This is a genomic window from uncultured Bacteroides sp. (genome assembly GCF_905207245.1).
GTDB lineage: Bacteria > Bacteroidota > Bacteroidia > Bacteroidales > Bacteroidaceae > Bacteroides.
Window position 1 is genome coordinate 1 of the sequence record NZ_CAJLKP010000104.1, and the last position, 16,222, is coordinate 16,222.

The following is a 16,222-nucleotide window of genomic DNA, read 5'->3' on the forward strand; positions in this document are numbered from 1 at the left end:
GCTTGGCAAAGTCTTGCCACTACGATGGCAAAAGTTTGCCAAGCCTATGGCAAGACATTGGCAATATAGTATCAATAATTACACTACTGTTTTATCAATTTTGAGGTAAATACGGATTTTTGCAACTCCATTCAATAGAATGATTATATTTGCATCTTGATGTGCTACATATTATAAACCATTAATCAGTAAGCAATGAGATTCAACAACGTAAGATTATTAGTAAAAGACTTCGCCAAATGCTTTAAATTCTACACCGAACAACTTGGATTAGAACCATCTTGGGGAGATGAAAACAGCGGGTATGCCAATTTTAAAGTAGCCGACGGAATAGAAGGCTTCACTCTTTTTGAATCCGACTCGATGGCACCTTGGGTAGGCAATGCAGATAAGCAGCAGCCCGTTGCGATGCGTGAAAAAATGATGGTCTCATTCGGTGTAGATAATTTAGACGAAACTTTTGCCGCCTTGAAAGCAAAAGGCGTGACGTTTATCAATGAACCTACGGATATGCCCGATTGGGGGATGCGTAGCTTGTATCTGCGCGATCCTGAAGAAAATCTTATAGAACTCTTTACCCCTTTGTCACCGGAGCTATTTAGTCAGGAACTTCTCGAAGAAGATAAGAAATTTCAATAAGAGATATCTATAAATAGAAAGCGTATGAAGTCAAATGTGAAGTCTTTAATCTATAAAATTAATATTGTTGTTGATTGTAGTGATGCCGGAGTTCTGGCGGATTTCTACAGTAAATTGTTGGGGTGGGAATGGACTCATCCGCGTGCAAATGGTTGGGCTGCCATCACTTCTCCCGAAGGCGTGGTAATGGCTTTTCAGGAAGTTGAGGAATATCAGCCTCCCGTATGGCCTTGGGAAGAAGGCAGGCAAGGACAAATGCTTCATCTTGATTTCTATGTGGAGAATCTTGAAGAAGCGGTTGCTTATGCTGTCCGGTTGGGTGCCCGGCAGGCGGAGGAACAGTATTTCAGAACTTCAAGAACAATGATTGATCCGGCAGGGCATCCTTTTTGTCTTGACACGGAAGAAGCCGAATAAAATTCTACCAAAAAGATATTGTTTATGTCAGAAATCTCTAATTATTTCCTTTATAGAAATGCAGAGAGTGAAAAGGGACTGCCCGCTAATTGTATTGATGATTTGAATCTGAATGATTTGTTTGCAGAAATAGATTACTGTAATTCATCCATCGGCCGGCAATACCTGTATTATCTTTTGCTGTCGGACAAAGTTTCGGGCGTTGGGAAGCAGGAGGCTTTGCTCAGTTCACTGTCCGCAAATATGGAATTGCGCGATTTCCTGTCTAAGACATTGAAGGAACTGAATAAACCGGATGCATACTCCATTGTATCGATTATTGAAGGGAATAATGTGGAAATTTCCCGTAAGGAGATGACAGGCATCAGCATTTGCCGTTTCCTGCCGTTCTTGTTTCTTGCTTTGACTCTGATTACCCATTCGGGATATTTCCTGTCCCTGTTTGTCATTGCTTTTATCACCAATGCAGTGTTGCACTATCGTTGCAAACCGAAGATACAGGGGTACTTTTTCTCAATTCCACAATTATTTAAAATGATAAGGCAGGCTGAGCGATTGGCGCAGAAGCGGGAGTTTACGTCTGTAGCCCCGCATATATCTGCTGATTTGCAAGAAGTAGAAGGATTGAAAAAGTATATTTCCTACTTCCGTTTCAATATGACGCTGGATAATGATATGGCTATCCTATTCTATATCATAGCCGAACTTGTCCGGATATTCTTTCTTCATGAAGCTTATGCAGTGGGGAAAACTTTCAGACTTTTTAAAGAGAAGTCCGCTGCCATTCACGGCATCTACCAGTTTGTAGGTTTTCTGGATACCCTTTTTTCAGTCTCTATATTGAGGGAGAGTTTACCTTATTATTGTCTGCCGGGAGAGAACAAGGCGGGGGAGAGGCTGCATATCCGGTCTGCTTACCATCCTCTAATAGAGAATTGTGTTTCGAACGACCTTGTCCTGCATGGAAAGTCGGCACTGATAACCGGCTCGAATATGGCCGGAAAAACCTGTTTCATGCGGACAATAGGAGTGAACCTGCTGGCTGCCAAAGCACTCCATACCTGTTTTGCAGAAACATTTGAAGTGGACCTGCAAATGTCTTTGTTATCTTCCATTCATCAGGGAGATAATCTGATGGAAAATAAGAGTTATTTCATGCAGGAAGTGACGACCATCAAAGAGTTTATAGATAAAAGTGACAGTGGAAATCATTTGTTCCTGCTCGATGAACTGTTTCGTGGAACAAACACTAAGGAGCGGATAGCTATAGCCAAATCGGTACTGTCCTGGCTGGTGAAGAACGATAATTTAGTCTTTGTTTCTACGCACGACCTCGAACTGGCAGATATGCTGGAACAGGAGTATGAATTGTATTATTTCAGCGAGTCTGTGAAGGATGGTGTTTTATCTTTCGACTATAAACTGAAGAAAGGCATAGCGACCGAACATAATGCGATTAAGATATTGGAACTTTGTGAGTATCCTGCCGGACTGATCCGGGAGGCTCACTCACTTGTTCCTAAAATAGAGTTGGATAAACCGCGTGGTTAATATTCCCTGATTTCGTTCTGATATATATCTACGCCTATCAGTTGCTTCTTTTCATCTATTACAGTGTGTTGGTTTAAATAAAATGCGCGCAAAGATACGAAAAAGGCAGAAAAAACGGATATTAGTCCGTCTTTCTCTGCCTTTACAGTTGGAATCGGTTTGTTTACTTCTTTGCTTCGTCGGCCAGTGAGTGCACTTTACCTTTGAGGTCATTTGCTTTTCCGGCAATGGCAGAAGTTTCGTCCGCTACTCTGTCCGCTACTTTTTCTCCGGCATACAATGCCTTTTCTTTAGCAGTTTCCAGCAAGTCTTCGGTATGTCCTTCAATTCTGTGCAGGGCATCACATACTTCTGCTTTCATTTTTTTAGCTCTTGAACTGCGGGCAAAACCGTATGCCAGCGCTCCTAAGATTGAACCTACTCCCAGTCCAATCAGAAAATGAGAATCTTTACAAGTCATAATTTAAAAGGTTTAATGGTTAAAAACTAAATTACTTTCTATTACTGCTCTGAGAACACGTGGCATAGGCATTAGTTCAATGGAGGAGAAAAGAATTACTACTATTTCACAAATTATTAATGAAAGCTTTTATTAATCACTTTATTCTCTCTGTGCAAAGTTTAGCGTGTAAGATAAACGCACTGATAACATAGAATGCCAACCATATCCGTTTTTTGCCAGGTGAAAAGTGGGTTGTATGAAAAGAGCAGTACCGAAATGCTTGCGGCAAGTCATTTCTGCTGATATTTCCGTACCATAGGTGTATCTGGCATATTGGGTTGAAATTCCTAAATGACATGCTTTTTCTAACTTATTGTATTGTTTATAGATGGAGCCTATTTCTATATATCTTGTACATCCTTCTGTGATGTGATAGCTTTGAGAATATTGTGCTAATAGGTTTATTTCCTGGTTCTTTATTCTCCATAGGGCTTGTTCAAGGTAGGTCCACCATGCCAAACTTACTTTCTTTTCTTTTTTCTCTGAGACCTTTGGTTTTGCATTTTCATTACATAAATGCATCCTGTTGTGTAAAGCAAACCCCATAAAATACATTCCATAATCTGTGTAATAGTTGCTTTCCGTAATGCTGAAAAGTCCGTTATCCCGTAAGTTGATGATAAATGGATTATTATGTTTGTTCCATCCTCCATATGCTTTCCCGCTATATAGGCTATTTCGGATAATCCAATGATTATGATGAACTTTATAATTAATGCAAATGCTTGATAAAGGATAGTTAGCAATCGGATAGTTATCGGAAATTGTAGGAAAAATCCCGCAGGAACTATTGGTGAATAATGACATACCCGGAGCGATGAAATAATCTTCGTTCAAGTTACGTATTCCGAGAAAGAGCTCGGAATTTCCAATCTGTTGCGTATATCCCAATACAGCTATACTGGCATACTGATTATCTTCTTCTATATTTGAAAAGACTTGCCAGTCGCCGATAATGCGCTCAGTTCCGGTTTTGCATAAATGAATGGTTACTGCATTTATTTCGCCACCATTAGGTACAGGTATATTAGCGTCAAGTCGCAACAGATTACATATATTCATCTTCTTCTGAAAATTGAGTTGCCATTCTGCGGTGTATGTCATGCTGATTTCTTGTGCAAGCATACAGGGGATATTCCCAGCGAGCACCGCATATAATATTGCTATTTTCTTCATGATTCTTTCTGTTTATAACCAGCGTGTAAATTTCTTAATATACCAATTCTTTATGAGTTGTGTCAGGATGCAATAGGAGAGCAGTATTCCTATCAGCCACGGAAAATAACTAAGAGGTAATGCCTGCAAACCGATAGACGCTCCGAAAGAGGTGAACGGTATGATGATACCGGCTATCATGATTAAAGACGTCATTCCTATAACAGACCATGTGGCACGGCTTTGTATGAACGGTATTTTTCGCGTACGTATCATGTGTACAATCAAAGTCTGCGAAAGCAATCCTTCAATAAACCACCCTGATTGAAACAATGACTGATGTTCCGGACTGTTACAACCAAATATGTACCACATTACCAGATAAGTGATAATATCGAATATGGAACTGATCGGTCCAATGTAAATCATGAAACGGCTCAAGTCTGATGCATCCCATTTTCTCGGTTTTCTCAGGAACTCCGGATCCATACGGTCGAAAGGGATGGTGGTCTGGGAAATATCGTACAACAAATTTTGGATGAGCAGATGAATCGGCATCATCGGCAGGAAAGGTAGGAATGCACTGGCAAACATAACACTGAACATATTCCCGAAGTTAGAACTTGCTGTCATTTTGATATATTTGGTGATATTTCCGAATGTCTTCCGGCCTTCTAATACCCCGTCTTCCAGTACCATCAAGTCTTTTTCCAACAGGATGATGTCAGCGCTTTCCTTGGCAATATCCACGGCCGAGTCTACTGAAATACCAATGTCTGACTGGCGCAGGGCAGCAGCGTCATTAATACCATCGCCCAGAAAACCCACAGTATTGTCCTGCTCCTGCAAGATGGAAATAATCTGCGTCTTCTGTAAGGGCGTCAGTTTGGAGAATACGGTGGTTCTCTTTACATGTTCTTTCAGGACAGTCTCGTCCATCGTCTCTATATCAGAACCGGTCAGTGAACAGCTTGTATCAATACCTACCTGCAGGGCGATTGCTTTTACTACAATGTCATTGTCCCCCGACAGTACTTTAACTTCCACGCCGTGCTCGTGCAGCTGCCTGATAGCTTCTGCAGCGGAAGGCTTTGGGGGATCGAGAAAAGCCAGATAACCGATTAATACCATTTCTTTTTCATCGCTTACAGAGAAATTGTCATTCTTTTCAATATAGCTTTTCTGCGAAACAGCTAAGACTCTCATACCTTTACGGTTCATCTCATCACTGATTCGTTTGGCTTTTGCTTTCAGCGAATCTGTCAAGGGATATACTTTTCCGTTGAATTCTGTGTGTGAACAGATGGCAAGTACTTCTTCTACTGCACCTTTGGTGATAATCTGCCGTTTTCCCTGTTTATCTTCTATTACTACGGACATCCTTCTGCGTATGAAGTCGAAAGGAATTTCGTCAACTTTCATATAATCATCTTTCAGGTGAGCTAGATTCAATTCTTTGACGTGAGAGAGGATTGCTTTATCCATCAGGTTTTTCAGCCCTGTCTGGAAGTAGCTGTTGAAGTAGGCATGGCGTAAAATCCGCCTGCTTTCGTCGGCACTTCCATCGGCATTGATGTATTTTTCTAATACAATCTTGTCGCAGGTGAGTGTACCCGTCTTGTCAGTACAAAGGATGTTCATGGCACCGAAATTCTGTATGGCATTCAGGTTCTTGACAATTGTTTTTTTCCGGGACATGGATATGGCTCCTTTGGACAGGTTGGCAGTGACAATCATCGGTAGCATTTCAGGAGTCAGCCCCACGGCTACTGAGATGGCGAAGATAAAAGCTTCGAACCAGTCACCTTTTGTGAATCCATTGATGAAGAAGACGAATGGAACCATAACCAGCATGAATCGTATAAGTAGAAAGCTGACTTTGCTGATACCTTTATCAAAGGCTGTTGTTGCCCGGTGTCCGGTCAGATTTCTGGCAATAGTGCCGAGATAAGTCCTGTTTCCGGTGGCAAAGACAATGCCTTTGGCGGCTCCACTAATGACGGTTGAACCCATGTAGCAGATGTTATCCAACTCTACGATACTGCCTTTACGGTATTGCCTCTCTTTGACTTCGGGGAATTTCTCTATTGGCTCCGACTCTCCAGTGAGAGAGGCTTGACTGATGAACAGATCTTTTGACTCGATGATGCGTATGTCGGCAGGTATCATATCCCCAGCGGCAAGGAATATGATGTCACCCGGAACTAATTCAGTAATGTCCAGTTCTTCTTCGTTGCCTCCTGCACGTTTTATCAGACAGGTATTCTTTACCATTTTCATTAGTGTCTCTGTGGCTTCACCTGCCCGCCATTCTTGTAAAAAGCGTAAGATAGCACTACATACTACCATAGTTGTGATGATGATGACACCCGTCCATTCCTGTTCGCCCGGTGCTGCCATGAGCACATCTATGACAAGGGATATAAGTGCCAGTCCCGTGAGTACTCCTATAAACGGGTTAATGAAAGTCTTGATGAAGATGACGAATGGGTTTTTCTTTTGTTCATGGGTCACTTCATTTCTTCCATACTGCGTCCGGCGTTCTTCCACTTCCGCTGTGGTCAGTCCCAGCCTCGTTGTTTGCAGGTAGGAGTAAATGGATTTGCCGGATTGCGTGGCTGCCAGGAATACGTTCTCAGAATTGAATGTGTGTTGCGGCTGGCGTAACTTTTTCTTCCACTTCATAATCTCTGTTTTTTTTCAGTTACTAATTGCGTTTATTTTTCACAGCGCAAAAGTAAGGCAGGCTTTGCGGGGAAGCCGTTAGAGATTTATTAGAGTGGTATTAGAAAATCATTAGAGAAATCAGATGTGCGGCAGTTTTACTACGTATGTGGTGCCCTCTCCCTGGCGTGAGAAGACGGATATTTCACCTTTGTGCAAGTATAATATCTTGTGAGCCAAAGTCATACCAATACCGTAGCCGGATGCTATGTCTTTGTTATCACCTCGGTAGAATAGTTGGAACAGGTTTTCCTTGTCTTTGTCGGACATGCCTACACCATCATCGGATAACCGTATAATGGCCCATTGCTCCCAAAATGCAATTTGGATAAAAGAGGTTTTGTTTTGGGAATACTTGCAGTTGTTTTCTATCAGGTTAACAAATGCCGTTGTGAGCAGATAACTGTTTCCGGTGACGGTAAGTACTTTGTCGTCATCCGCTTCCTGCTCAAATACAAGCTCTATGTGATAATCCGGGTGAGCTCTCAACACGAGTTCCCTTGCATCCAGCAACAGCTCGTCCAGGCGGACTTCTTCTCTTTTCATTTGTTCCGGTGCATAGTCCGCTTTGGCTAAGTTTAGTAAACCGTCAATCAGTTTTATTACTCTTTGGGAATCTTGCAAGGCATTGTGGATAGCGTTCTGGTATTGTCCGGGAGTTCTTTCCTTCTGCAGTGCCAAGTCCAGTTCGGCAGATAGGGCGGCCATAGGCGTACGTAGCTCGTGGGAAACATTGCTGATAAACATCTTCTGTGAATTGAATGACTTTTCCAATCTGTCGAGTAGGGCATTGAAGGTAAGGCTTAATTCGCCCAGTTCGTCTTTTTCATTCTTTACAGGTAAACGCTTGTCTATTTGTGAGGCTGTAATGCTTTCGGTTTCCTTTACTATTCCCCGTATGGGGGTTAAGGAACTGCGTGCAAGGATATAACCTACGATGATTAAGATGGAGAGACCGCTAATCAGCAATAAAGCAAGGGTTTCTTCCAGTGTTTTTCGTTTGGTATATCCATAACCGTCGTATGCTGCGGCAGTGACGATATATTCTTTTCCTTCAAAAGTATAGATGATTCCTATTCCTTGATACTTACCTATATAGAAATCAATTTCTTTCTTCTGGATGATACGCTTAATCATTTCCGGTGTTTCCTTTATGATGTCGCTTTGTAGTGCATCATGATAGAGCATGTGGAAGTCAGTGTTGTAGACAGCCACTTCCACTTCATCTATGAATTTCTTATTATTAAGGTAAATAGATTGCATGGTTGCTGCATCTACCTGGTTGTTCAGAAAGAGATGGGCCTTGGTAATGGCTTCACTTTTAAGATTTCTGAAGAAGGCACTGCTGCGCGAATGTTCGTTAACGCAATAGATGGTCGTAATGAATAAGAGGAAAACGGCGGCTGTAATGCAGGTGTATCGCAGAGTTAATGCTGTTCTGATTTTCATAGCTTATCGGTCAGGATAAAACCCATACCGGCTTTGGTATGGATTAGTTTGATTTCGAAGTCCCGGTCAATCTTTTTGCGGAGGTAGTTGATATACACATCAATGAAGTTTGTTCCGGTATCGAAGTGGGTATTCCACACTTTATCAGCAATCTCCACACGGCTGAGAACCCTTTCGGCGTTTTCAGCCATATATACCAGGAGGTTATATTCTTTGGGAGAGAGCTTTATAATAGTGTTGTCCCGTTTTACATTTTTGCCTTGCAGGTCGATGTGCAAGTCGGCATACCTTATTTCTTTGGGCTGCGGGGAAGTGTTGTTTTCATGATGCCGTTTCAGTAACACTTTAATTCTGGCATAGAGTTCCCTGAAATCGAAAGGTTTCACCATATAGTCGTCTGCTCCGGCATCAAATCCATCCAGTTTGTCATCTGTAGAACCCAAGGCGGTGAGCATCAGGATAGGAACATTGGGATTTACTTTGCGAATTTCCTTGCACAACTCGAAGCCATCTAGCCTGGGCAGGATAATGTCGGAGATTACCAGATTGAAAGTATGGGCATGGAAGAGACGCAGTCCCATTGCACCGTCGTAAGCTACCATTGTTTGATAACCATTCTCTTCCAAGCCATTTTTAAGTAAGTTGGCTACGCGTTGCTCATCTTCAATAATCAGTATCGTATGCATGGTCGGTATGGTTTTATGGAAAGCCCTGTGGTTTCCTGTGATGGTCGGCAAATATAGGGATTATTTATAAGTTACTCTTTCAATAAAGGCAACTGATTGAGCATATTTCTGATTTTGATTGCGATACGCGGCATGGGTTCGGCTACGGTCAGGCCGAAGTGGATGACGACTTTGGAAACTCCTGTTCCTTTCAGCCACTCCATGATGGCGGTGCTGTTCTCTGCCACATCTTGGGGGCCAGACCTTTTATGCTTAATACCTTTTGCCTTTCCTGAACACTTTCGTCTCACGAGCGTAAACCTACAATCAATACTTTGGACACATCGAATTTGCCGGGTAGCATGTTGATAATCTCTTCGTCAGGATGTGCACCTATCTTTTAGGTACCAAAATAGAGAGAAGCCGTGGAAGATGCCTCAATCAAACTGTACTTCCCAGTTTTCATCCTGATAAGCAGCGAAACACATAGCTATCTGTTCTTTGCTGTTCTTTTCTTCTGCCAACTCCGGTATTTCATCCAGAGAGAAATATCTGCTTTCAGTCGTTTCGATGTTACTTTGAAAACTTCCGCCTGTAACTTCGCACAGCACAAAAGCCTTGCAGACATTGTATGCATAGGGCGGCATGTTGTGCAGATTCCTGTCCTGCACAGCAATCAGGCGGACGGCTTTCACATCCAATCCCGCCTCTTCCTTTACCTCTTTCTCGGTATTGGTCTTGATGGTTTGGTTCACATCCACCCAACCGCCCGGTAAAGACCATACACCGGCCTTTTCTTTTACTAATAGTATTTTCCCATCTTTGAAGATGGCCGCCCGCGTGTCCAGTTTAGGTGTCTGAAAGCCTGTTTCATTGCAGAACAGACCTTTCACTTTTTCTAATGGCAGGCCGCTTTGACGGCTCATTATCTCTGCTGATATTTCACGGATACGTTCGAAGCGTTCAAGGTCGAAGGGATCTTTGGAATAAGTCAGTCCTGCTTGGGCTATAAATTGGAGTTCTTTGGCCCATTCGAGCCAGCGGGGAGCGGTATTTTCTTTCATTGTATGTTAGGATTTAAAGAATCATATACTATCTTGGATATCCGGGCGATGATAGCTGCATTTTCCCGGTCGGTTTCCTGTGATTCCATGACGAGGACGGTGATGTAATATTTCCGTCCGTCCGGAAGGATGACGAAGCCTGTATCGTTGTCGGCGGTTTTCATGCCTTCGGGGGTTCTGTCGGAAGAACCGGTTTTGTGTCCGACGATAACATCAGGAGGCAATTGTCCCTTCAATTTGTCCATGCCTGTGGAAGTCTCTTTCAGGATTTGCCATAAGAAATCTTTGTATCCGGTGGCAAACAGTGTTTGCTTGTCGGCTATATTCAGTAATCTGACTACTGCCTCCGGAGTGCTCCAGTTTTGATACTGGGTTGCCACATCCGTATGCATAAGTTCTTCGTTTGCTGCCAGATTAAAGTCTTTCAGACCTAATGACTTTATGTAGCTGTTTACTTTATCTATACCACCGACGTAGTCAATGAGCACATCGCAGGCATTGTTATCGCTCAATGATATACTGTATTTTAACAACTCTCCCAGGGATATGCTGAAATCCCGGTCGGGGAATTTCTGCCTCAACGGGCTGTAGGTGTTGGGCAGCATCTGAGCTGCTTTTATTTCCATGATGCTGTCTAAACTAACGTGTTCTTTATCCATTTTGTCTAAAACGGCCAGTGCCACATGGAACTTGAAGACGCTGAACAGAGGGAAATGAATTTGATTGTTATGGAGTACAACGATTGTGTCATTGGATAGTACGGCAACGCCGACAGTTGCCTTTTTATCTTTCAGAACTTGTTCGATTTGCTGTTGCAGCTCTTTCTGTTGATTACGTTTGGAGGTATTGCAGGCACTGAATAGGATTGTCAGCAGCATGCAGGTTAAAAAGATATTTGTTTTCATTACGGGGTTGTCAGTAAAGTGAATCTTGGTTTTGGTTTATTTAATCACACAAAGATACGATAATTCTGAATTTTTCTTGATGACACTGCCCGATTTCTGTCAGGCGTGTAGCAATTTCAATTCCTTCGCTACCCGGCAGGCTTCAATGGAATTGCTCACTTGCAGTTTTTCTAAAATATTCTGTCGGTGCCGGTTTACGGTATTTATGCTGATTGATAATATCCGGGCAATGTCTTTACTCATATTTCCTTTGTCAATTAGTTGAAGAACTTCTTTCTCCCTTTCCGACAGCAGGTCGTTGCAGTTTTGCTTGTCCATTTCGAGGGTCTGCCCGTTGGCGGAGTTGATGATGATGCAGTTCAGGGAGGTTTCTATGGAGTAGTTGTAGAGGCAGAGGGCCAGCCATACGCTGCCATTTGAATCATTGGCTATATAGAATATCCGGTGCAGGATGTGTACGTATCTGCCTGCATTATCCCGCATGCGCATATTGTGCGTGAGGTAATAGTCTTGGCGTTTCCGGCTTGGAATACCTTTCAGGAAATGGAAAAAACGGAGTTCCTGCAAATGCTTTTCCAGTAAATCGTCCGGGTGCATCAGGCCGAATATTTCCTCTTCCCATATTGAATGAACCGTCTTGTCGGTATTCCGTTCTGCCAGTCCGAGTTTTTCCGCTACCCCGCCATAATAGATGTAGCTGGTGTTTGTTTTCATGTCGCTCAATACGGCTATGGCATTTTCGGTGCGTGCATATATTGAAGCGACGTGCTTATATTCGTTCAGGCGTTCTGTGAGTTTTTGTTTTTCCGCGAACGTCTGCTTTAGTAATTCTTCACTTAGTTTGTTTACAATATCCATAAGGCGTGGTCTGGGGGAAAATGGTTATTAATCAGTATTGCCGGGCTGGCGGCAAGCTTTTATCTTTGCAAAGTTAAGTAAAACAGATGGTTATTTCACTAAAATATAAAAATTATGGAGACTGAAAAAGAGAAGGCGAAGGCCGGGAAACTGTATGATGCCAATAGTGATGCGGAACTTTTAGCGGAGAGAGACGTCTGCAAGGAGAGGTGTTACGAATTGAACAACCTGCGCCCTTCGCAGAAGAAGGAACGGGAAGAGATAATTCGCGGGCTGTTTGGCAGGACGGGAAGGTCTTTTCTGATAGAGCAGCCGTTCTATTGCGATTATGGCTATAATATTGAGATAGGGGAAAACTTCTACTCGAATGTGAATTGTGTCATTCTGGACGGGGCAAAAGTGACGTTCGGGGACAATGTATTCATTGCTCCGAACTGTGGGTTCTATACGGCTGGCCATGCACTGGATGCAAAACAAAGAGCGCAGGGACTTGAGTATGCTTACCCCATCACTGTAGGAAATAATGTGTGGATTGGCGCTCAGGTATGCGTGCTGCCGGGAGTTACAATCGGAGATAATACGGTTATCGGTGCCGGAAGCGTGGTGACAAAGAGCATACCCGCCAATGTGGTGGCGGTAGGGAATCCCTGTCGTGTGATTCGTGTGATAACCGAAGAAGATAGAGTGAAATATATGTAGAACTAAAAATGAGAACTAAAATGAGAAAGATACTTTTTAGCTTGTTTATGATGGCTGTGGCGCAGGCTTCTTTTGCGCAGACGTTGGAGAAGATGCAATGGTTCAATGAACCGCAACAATGGGAAATAAAGGATAAGAGCCTTTCGATGTTCGTAACTCCGAAGAGTGATTACTGGCGTATCTCGCATTATGGTTTTACGGTAGACGATGCACCTTTCTATTATGCCACTTATGGCGGTGAGTTCGAAGTTAAGGTGAAGATAAGGGGCATTTATAAAGAACGCTTCGACCAAGCGGGACTGATGCTTCGCATTGATAATGAGAACTACATTAAGACCGGTATCGAGTTGGTGGACGGTAAGTTCAATCTGAGTACTGTGGTTACTCACAAAACGAGTGACTGGAGTGTTATTACGTTAGAAAGGCTTGTTCCCTATATCTGGATTAAGGCCGTTCGTCGTTTGGATGCAGTTGAAATATTCTATTCGTTTGATGATAAAGATTATAAGATGATGCGCAATGCATGGTTACAGGATAATACTCCCGTGATGGTAGGCGTTATGGCCGCTTGTCCCGATGGAGACGGATTTAAGGTTAGGTTTGAGAATTTTAAGGTGAAGCATCTGCCTGATATGCGCAGGCAGGATTGGTTGAAGAAGAATGCGGAATAACACGTTGTGTTTTCAGCACTTCAGGTAATGGAGCATAGAGTGGCTGTCCGGTCAGGAGCAGCTACTCTTTGTGTTTTCTGATGGTATACTCCTTTCCGCAACCGGAACAAATGCCTGTGTGTACACAAATAGTTCCTCCGCACGGGCATCCCCATCGTTCTGCTTCCAATTGCAGGAACTTTTTCATACCTTCTTTTCGTATGAGGGCTAAATTTCCCATCAGCGACTCCACCATGGGATAAGTGTTGGCATACCAAATTTCTTTATCCGTCATCTCGCTACAAGGAAATTGCGGGCACTGGTCGCAAAAGCGGTCGGGTAGTGTTTGGCGAATATCGCAAACGGAGATTTTACAGTGATTGGCGCAATAGTCGGATTTTGTTTCGTTGGGACCCAGACAACCGGTGCAGGGATTTTCTTTTCGTAAAGCTTCGTGGCAGATGCCGCAATTAAGTCCGCAGGGGGCAACCATATCTTCCTTGAACATAGTACCAAATGTTTATTAATGTTGCAAAGATACGGAAAAATAGAGTGTAACGAAGAATCTATCTTTTTTATTTAAGTAAAAAGAAAGGTTCTTCGTTACACTTTATTTTTTTAATATCCTATGGTAAACCGTTCTTTATGATGTTTTTCCTGTTCCAGCTCGTCCACCATGGCTACGGCAAAGTCTTCGACAGATATATTGCTGTCTCCGTTGGCATCTACCACCAGGTCGTCTTTTCCGATGCGGAACTTTGCGGTGCGCTGGCCGGGTGTCATGTTAGCGGCGGGGGAGAGGAAAATCCAGTCGATGTCTTCTTCCTTGCGGAGCGTGTTCAGGTAGAATTCGCCTAAGGACTTAATGCCGGGCAGAAGCTGTGCGGGCACATCATCGGCATCCATCACCATCTTGCCGGGGGCATAGAACAGGGTTCCGGCACCGCCTACAATGAGCAGACGTTTCACGCCGGCTTGCTTCACACTTTCCACTATCAGAGGGTAGTTCTTTAGGGTGTCTTCATATATATGGGGATTCTTCCAGCCGGGGTTGTAGGCGCTGATTACGGCGTCTTTTCCTTTGCTCGTTTCTTTCAGGGTATCTGTGTCGGTGACGTCGGCTTCGACGATTGTCAGGTTCGGGTTGCTGACGCTCATTTTCTTGGCATCACGCACAATGGCGGTTACTTTATGGCCTCTGTTCAGCAATTCGTTCAGGATGGCGGTTCCTACAAAACCACTTGCTCCTATCAATATTACATTCTTCATGTTGTTCGTTTTTTTAGGGTTTATATGATAACAACCGTCTTTCTGTGAAAGAAGTTTTACGAACGACATTCTTTTAGGGAATGTTTAATCTTCGAAGTACTGATACTTGTCGAAAAAGGAAAAATAGGAGTGTGGAAGTGATTTTCGCATGTTTCGGGTCGGTTATCATTTGTAAAGTCCGTATGTTTGCATGCTGAACAAGAATAAATCGAAAAACGTGTATGACGGTGATGGACAGGATTCTGATACAACATTATCAATCTCCATGTGGAGAGTTGATACTTGGCTCTTTCGGAGATAAGCTCTGTATGTGCGACTGGGTGGACGAGAAGCGCAGAGGCATCATTGACAAGCGGATGCAGGATGGACTGCATGCCGGTTATGAAACAGGTAGTTCGGAAGTGACGGTGCAAGCCGTTACCCAACTGGATGAATACTTTGCGGGCAAACGGACTACGTTCAGTGTGCCGCTACTCTTTGTAGGGACGGAGTTTCAGAAGTCTGTGTGGCATGAGCTGTTGAATATTCCCTATGGGACAACGGTATCGTATGGAGAACTGTCCCGGAAGTTGGGGAATCCCAAGGCTGTCCGTGCCGTGGCGGCATCGAATGGGGCGAATCCTATTTCCATATTTGTGCCTTGCCACCGTGTCATAGGTAGTAATCGTAAGCTGACGGGATATGGCGGGGGACTTGCTGCCAAGCGGTTCTTGCTGGAACTGGAGATATCGGCGGTGTCTTTGCTATGATTCTTTTGTTAATGAGGCTTTGCCATAATCCCTTTTGCTAAATGAAACAACAACAGGAATTGAATTATGAACGCATAGCTGCTGCCATTCGCTTTATCAAAGAGAACAGGCAGGAGCAACCCCGGCTGGAGATGATAGCCGGGCATGTGAATATGAGTCCGGCTCATTTCCAACGGATGTTTCAGGAGTGGGCGGGGATAAGTCCGAAGAGTTTCCTGCAATATCTGAATGTTGAATATGCCAAGCGTATTTTGAAGCAGACGCATGCTTCACTTTTCGATATTGCCTGTGAGGTTGGTTTGTCGGGAACGGGACGTCTGTATGATTTGTTTGTTAACATCGAGGGGATGACACCGGGGGAATATAAAAATGGTGGTCAGGCTCTCCATATCAACTATTCTTTTGCTGAAACTCCGTTCGGTCAGGTGATGGTTGCTTCTACTGATAAGGGTATCTGTCATCTCGCCTTTGTGGATGAAGGGGAGGAGGAGGCATTTAGCTCTTTGAAACAGCTTTTTCCAAATGCTGCCTATAAGCAGTGCCTCGACCGGAAACAGGAGGATGCTCTCTCTGTCTTTAATCGGGACTGGAGTAAACCGGATGAAATTAAACTGCATTTAAAAGGCACTTCCTTCCAGTTGAAAGTATGGGAGACGTTATTGAAAATTCCGGCGGGCGGTTTGACTACTTATGCCGACTTGGCAATGAAATCGGGACACGAAGGAGCTTGCAGAGCCGTAGGGACGGCTATCGGGAGGAATCCGGTTGCGTTTCTGATACCTTGTCATCGGGTGATAAAAGCTACAGGGGACATCGGAAATTACCATTGGGGGGAGGTGCGGAAGGAGGCGATTATTGCTTGGGAAGCGTCGTACTTTCTTTTGCCTTGATGCAAAAGAAAGATACCAAAGAAAAAATCAAGGCTG

At 43.6% G+C, this 16,222-nt stretch carries 17 protein-coding genes and 1 pseudogene; 7 read left to right on the forward strand and 11 right to left on the reverse strand.

Annotation, left to right across the window (positions count from 1 at the left end):
* Positions 1-195 precede the first annotated feature (195 nt).
* The 3 genes from QZ135_RS22005 to QZ135_RS22015 are packed head-to-tail and all read left to right on the forward strand — an operon-like array spanning position 196 to position 2,607.
* Positions 196-639, forward strand: a complete 444-nt coding sequence (locus QZ135_RS22005; RefSeq protein WP_294614631.1) for a VOC family protein — start codon at positions 196-198, stop codon at positions 637-639.
* Between the two features lie 24 nt (positions 640-663).
* Entirely contained in the window at positions 664-1,056 is a 393-nt protein-coding gene (locus QZ135_RS22010) for a VOC family protein (RefSeq protein WP_294614634.1), read from the forward strand.
* A gap of 24 nt (positions 1,057-1,080) precedes the next feature.
* Positions 1,081-2,607: a hypothetical protein gene (locus tag QZ135_RS22015; protein WP_294614637.1), complete on the forward strand. Its 1,527-nt coding sequence runs from the start codon at positions 1,081-1,083 to the stop codon at positions 2,605-2,607.
* Positions 2,608-2,770: 163 nt separating this feature from the next.
* On the opposite strand, the gene QZ135_RS22020 is transcribed toward QZ135_RS22015, so the two are convergent.
* From QZ135_RS22020 to QZ135_RS22060, 9 genes and pseudogenes are all read right to left on the reverse strand, one after another.
* Positions 2,771-3,067, reverse strand: coding sequence for a YtxH domain-containing protein (locus tag QZ135_RS22020; RefSeq protein ID WP_294614640.1), 297 nt, complete (start codon positions 3,065-3,067; stop codon positions 2,771-2,773).
* A 141-nt stretch (positions 3,068-3,208) separates the two neighbouring features.
* A complete protein-coding gene (locus QZ135_RS22025; protein WP_294614642.1) occupies positions 3,209-4,285 on the reverse strand; it encodes a hypothetical protein in 1,077 nt (358 codons plus the stop codon).
* A 12-nt stretch (positions 4,286-4,297) separates the two neighbouring features.
* Complete coding sequence (mgtA, locus tag QZ135_RS22030; protein WP_294614645.1) at positions 4,298-6,949, reverse strand: magnesium-translocating P-type ATPase; 2,652 nt, start codon at positions 6,947-6,949, stop codon at positions 4,298-4,300.
* A 120-nt stretch (positions 6,950-7,069) separates the two neighbouring features.
* Positions 7,070-8,437: a HAMP domain-containing sensor histidine kinase gene (locus tag QZ135_RS22035; protein ID WP_294614648.1), complete on the reverse strand. Its 1,368-nt coding sequence runs from the start codon at positions 8,435-8,437 to the stop codon at positions 7,070-7,072.
* Positions 8,434-9,123, reverse strand: a complete 690-nt coding sequence (locus QZ135_RS22040) for a response regulator transcription factor (protein ID WP_294614650.1) — start codon at positions 9,121-9,123, stop codon at positions 8,434-8,436. Before QZ135_RS22040 ends, QZ135_RS22035 begins: the two co-directional genes overlap by 4 nt.
* A gap of 71 nt (positions 9,124-9,194) precedes the next feature.
* Positions 9,195-9,484: pseudogene (locus tag QZ135_RS22045) on the reverse strand (arginase family protein); the annotation flags it as partial.
* A 55-nt stretch (positions 9,485-9,539) separates the two neighbouring features.
* Entirely contained in the window at positions 9,540-10,166 is a 627-nt protein-coding gene (locus tag QZ135_RS22050) for an NUDIX hydrolase (protein ID WP_294614652.1), read from the reverse strand.
* Positions 10,163-11,044, reverse strand: coding sequence for a class A beta-lactamase, subclass A2 (gene bla / locus QZ135_RS22055; protein ID WP_294614667.1), 882 nt, complete (start codon positions 11,042-11,044; stop codon positions 10,163-10,165). Before bla ends, QZ135_RS22050 begins: the two co-directional genes overlap by 4 nt.
* A 126-nt stretch (positions 11,045-11,170) precedes the next feature.
* Positions 11,171-11,929 (reverse strand): helix-turn-helix transcriptional regulator, encoded by a 759-nt coding sequence (locus QZ135_RS22060; protein WP_294614654.1) that lies wholly within the window; start codon positions 11,927-11,929, stop codon positions 11,171-11,173.
* Between the two features lie 114 nt (positions 11,930-12,043).
* Between QZ135_RS22060 and QZ135_RS22065 the strand changes: the two genes are divergently transcribed.
* Both QZ135_RS22065 and QZ135_RS22070 read left to right on the forward strand, forming a co-directional pair.
* Positions 12,044-12,628 carry a sugar O-acetyltransferase gene (locus tag QZ135_RS22065; protein ID WP_294614656.1) on the forward strand — a complete coding sequence of 195 codons (585 nt, stop codon included), beginning with the start codon at positions 12,044-12,046 and terminating at the stop codon, positions 12,626-12,628.
* A gap of 20 nt (positions 12,629-12,648) precedes the next feature.
* Entirely contained in the window at positions 12,649-13,299 is a 651-nt protein-coding gene (locus QZ135_RS22070; protein WP_294614658.1) for a DUF1349 domain-containing protein, read from the forward strand.
* A 61-nt stretch (positions 13,300-13,360) separates the two neighbouring features.
* Here QZ135_RS22070 and QZ135_RS22075 read toward each other — a convergent pair whose 3' ends face one another.
* Together QZ135_RS22075 and QZ135_RS22080 are read right to left on the reverse strand one after the other, a co-directional pair.
* Positions 13,361-13,786 (reverse strand): DUF3795 domain-containing protein, encoded by a 426-nt coding sequence (locus tag QZ135_RS22075; protein ID WP_294614660.1) that lies wholly within the window; start codon positions 13,784-13,786, stop codon positions 13,361-13,363.
* A 110-nt stretch (positions 13,787-13,896) separates the two neighbouring features.
* Entirely contained in the window at positions 13,897-14,547 is a 651-nt protein-coding gene (locus QZ135_RS22080) for an NAD(P)-dependent oxidoreductase (protein ID WP_294614662.1), read from the reverse strand.
* 230 nt (positions 14,548-14,777) lie between these two features.
* On the opposite strand from QZ135_RS22080, the gene QZ135_RS22085 reads away from it, so the two are divergent.
* Entirely contained in the window at positions 14,778-15,296 is a 519-nt protein-coding gene (locus QZ135_RS22085) for a methylated-DNA--[protein]-cysteine S-methyltransferase (RefSeq protein ID WP_294614669.1), read from the forward strand.
* Positions 15,297-15,337: 41 nt separating this feature from the next.
* Positions 15,338-16,186 carry a methylated-DNA--[protein]-cysteine S-methyltransferase gene (locus tag QZ135_RS22090; protein ID WP_294614664.1) on the forward strand — a complete coding sequence of 283 codons (849 nt, stop codon included), beginning with the start codon at positions 15,338-15,340 and terminating at the stop codon, positions 16,184-16,186.
* The last annotated feature ends 36 nt before the right edge of the window (positions 16,187-16,222 follow it).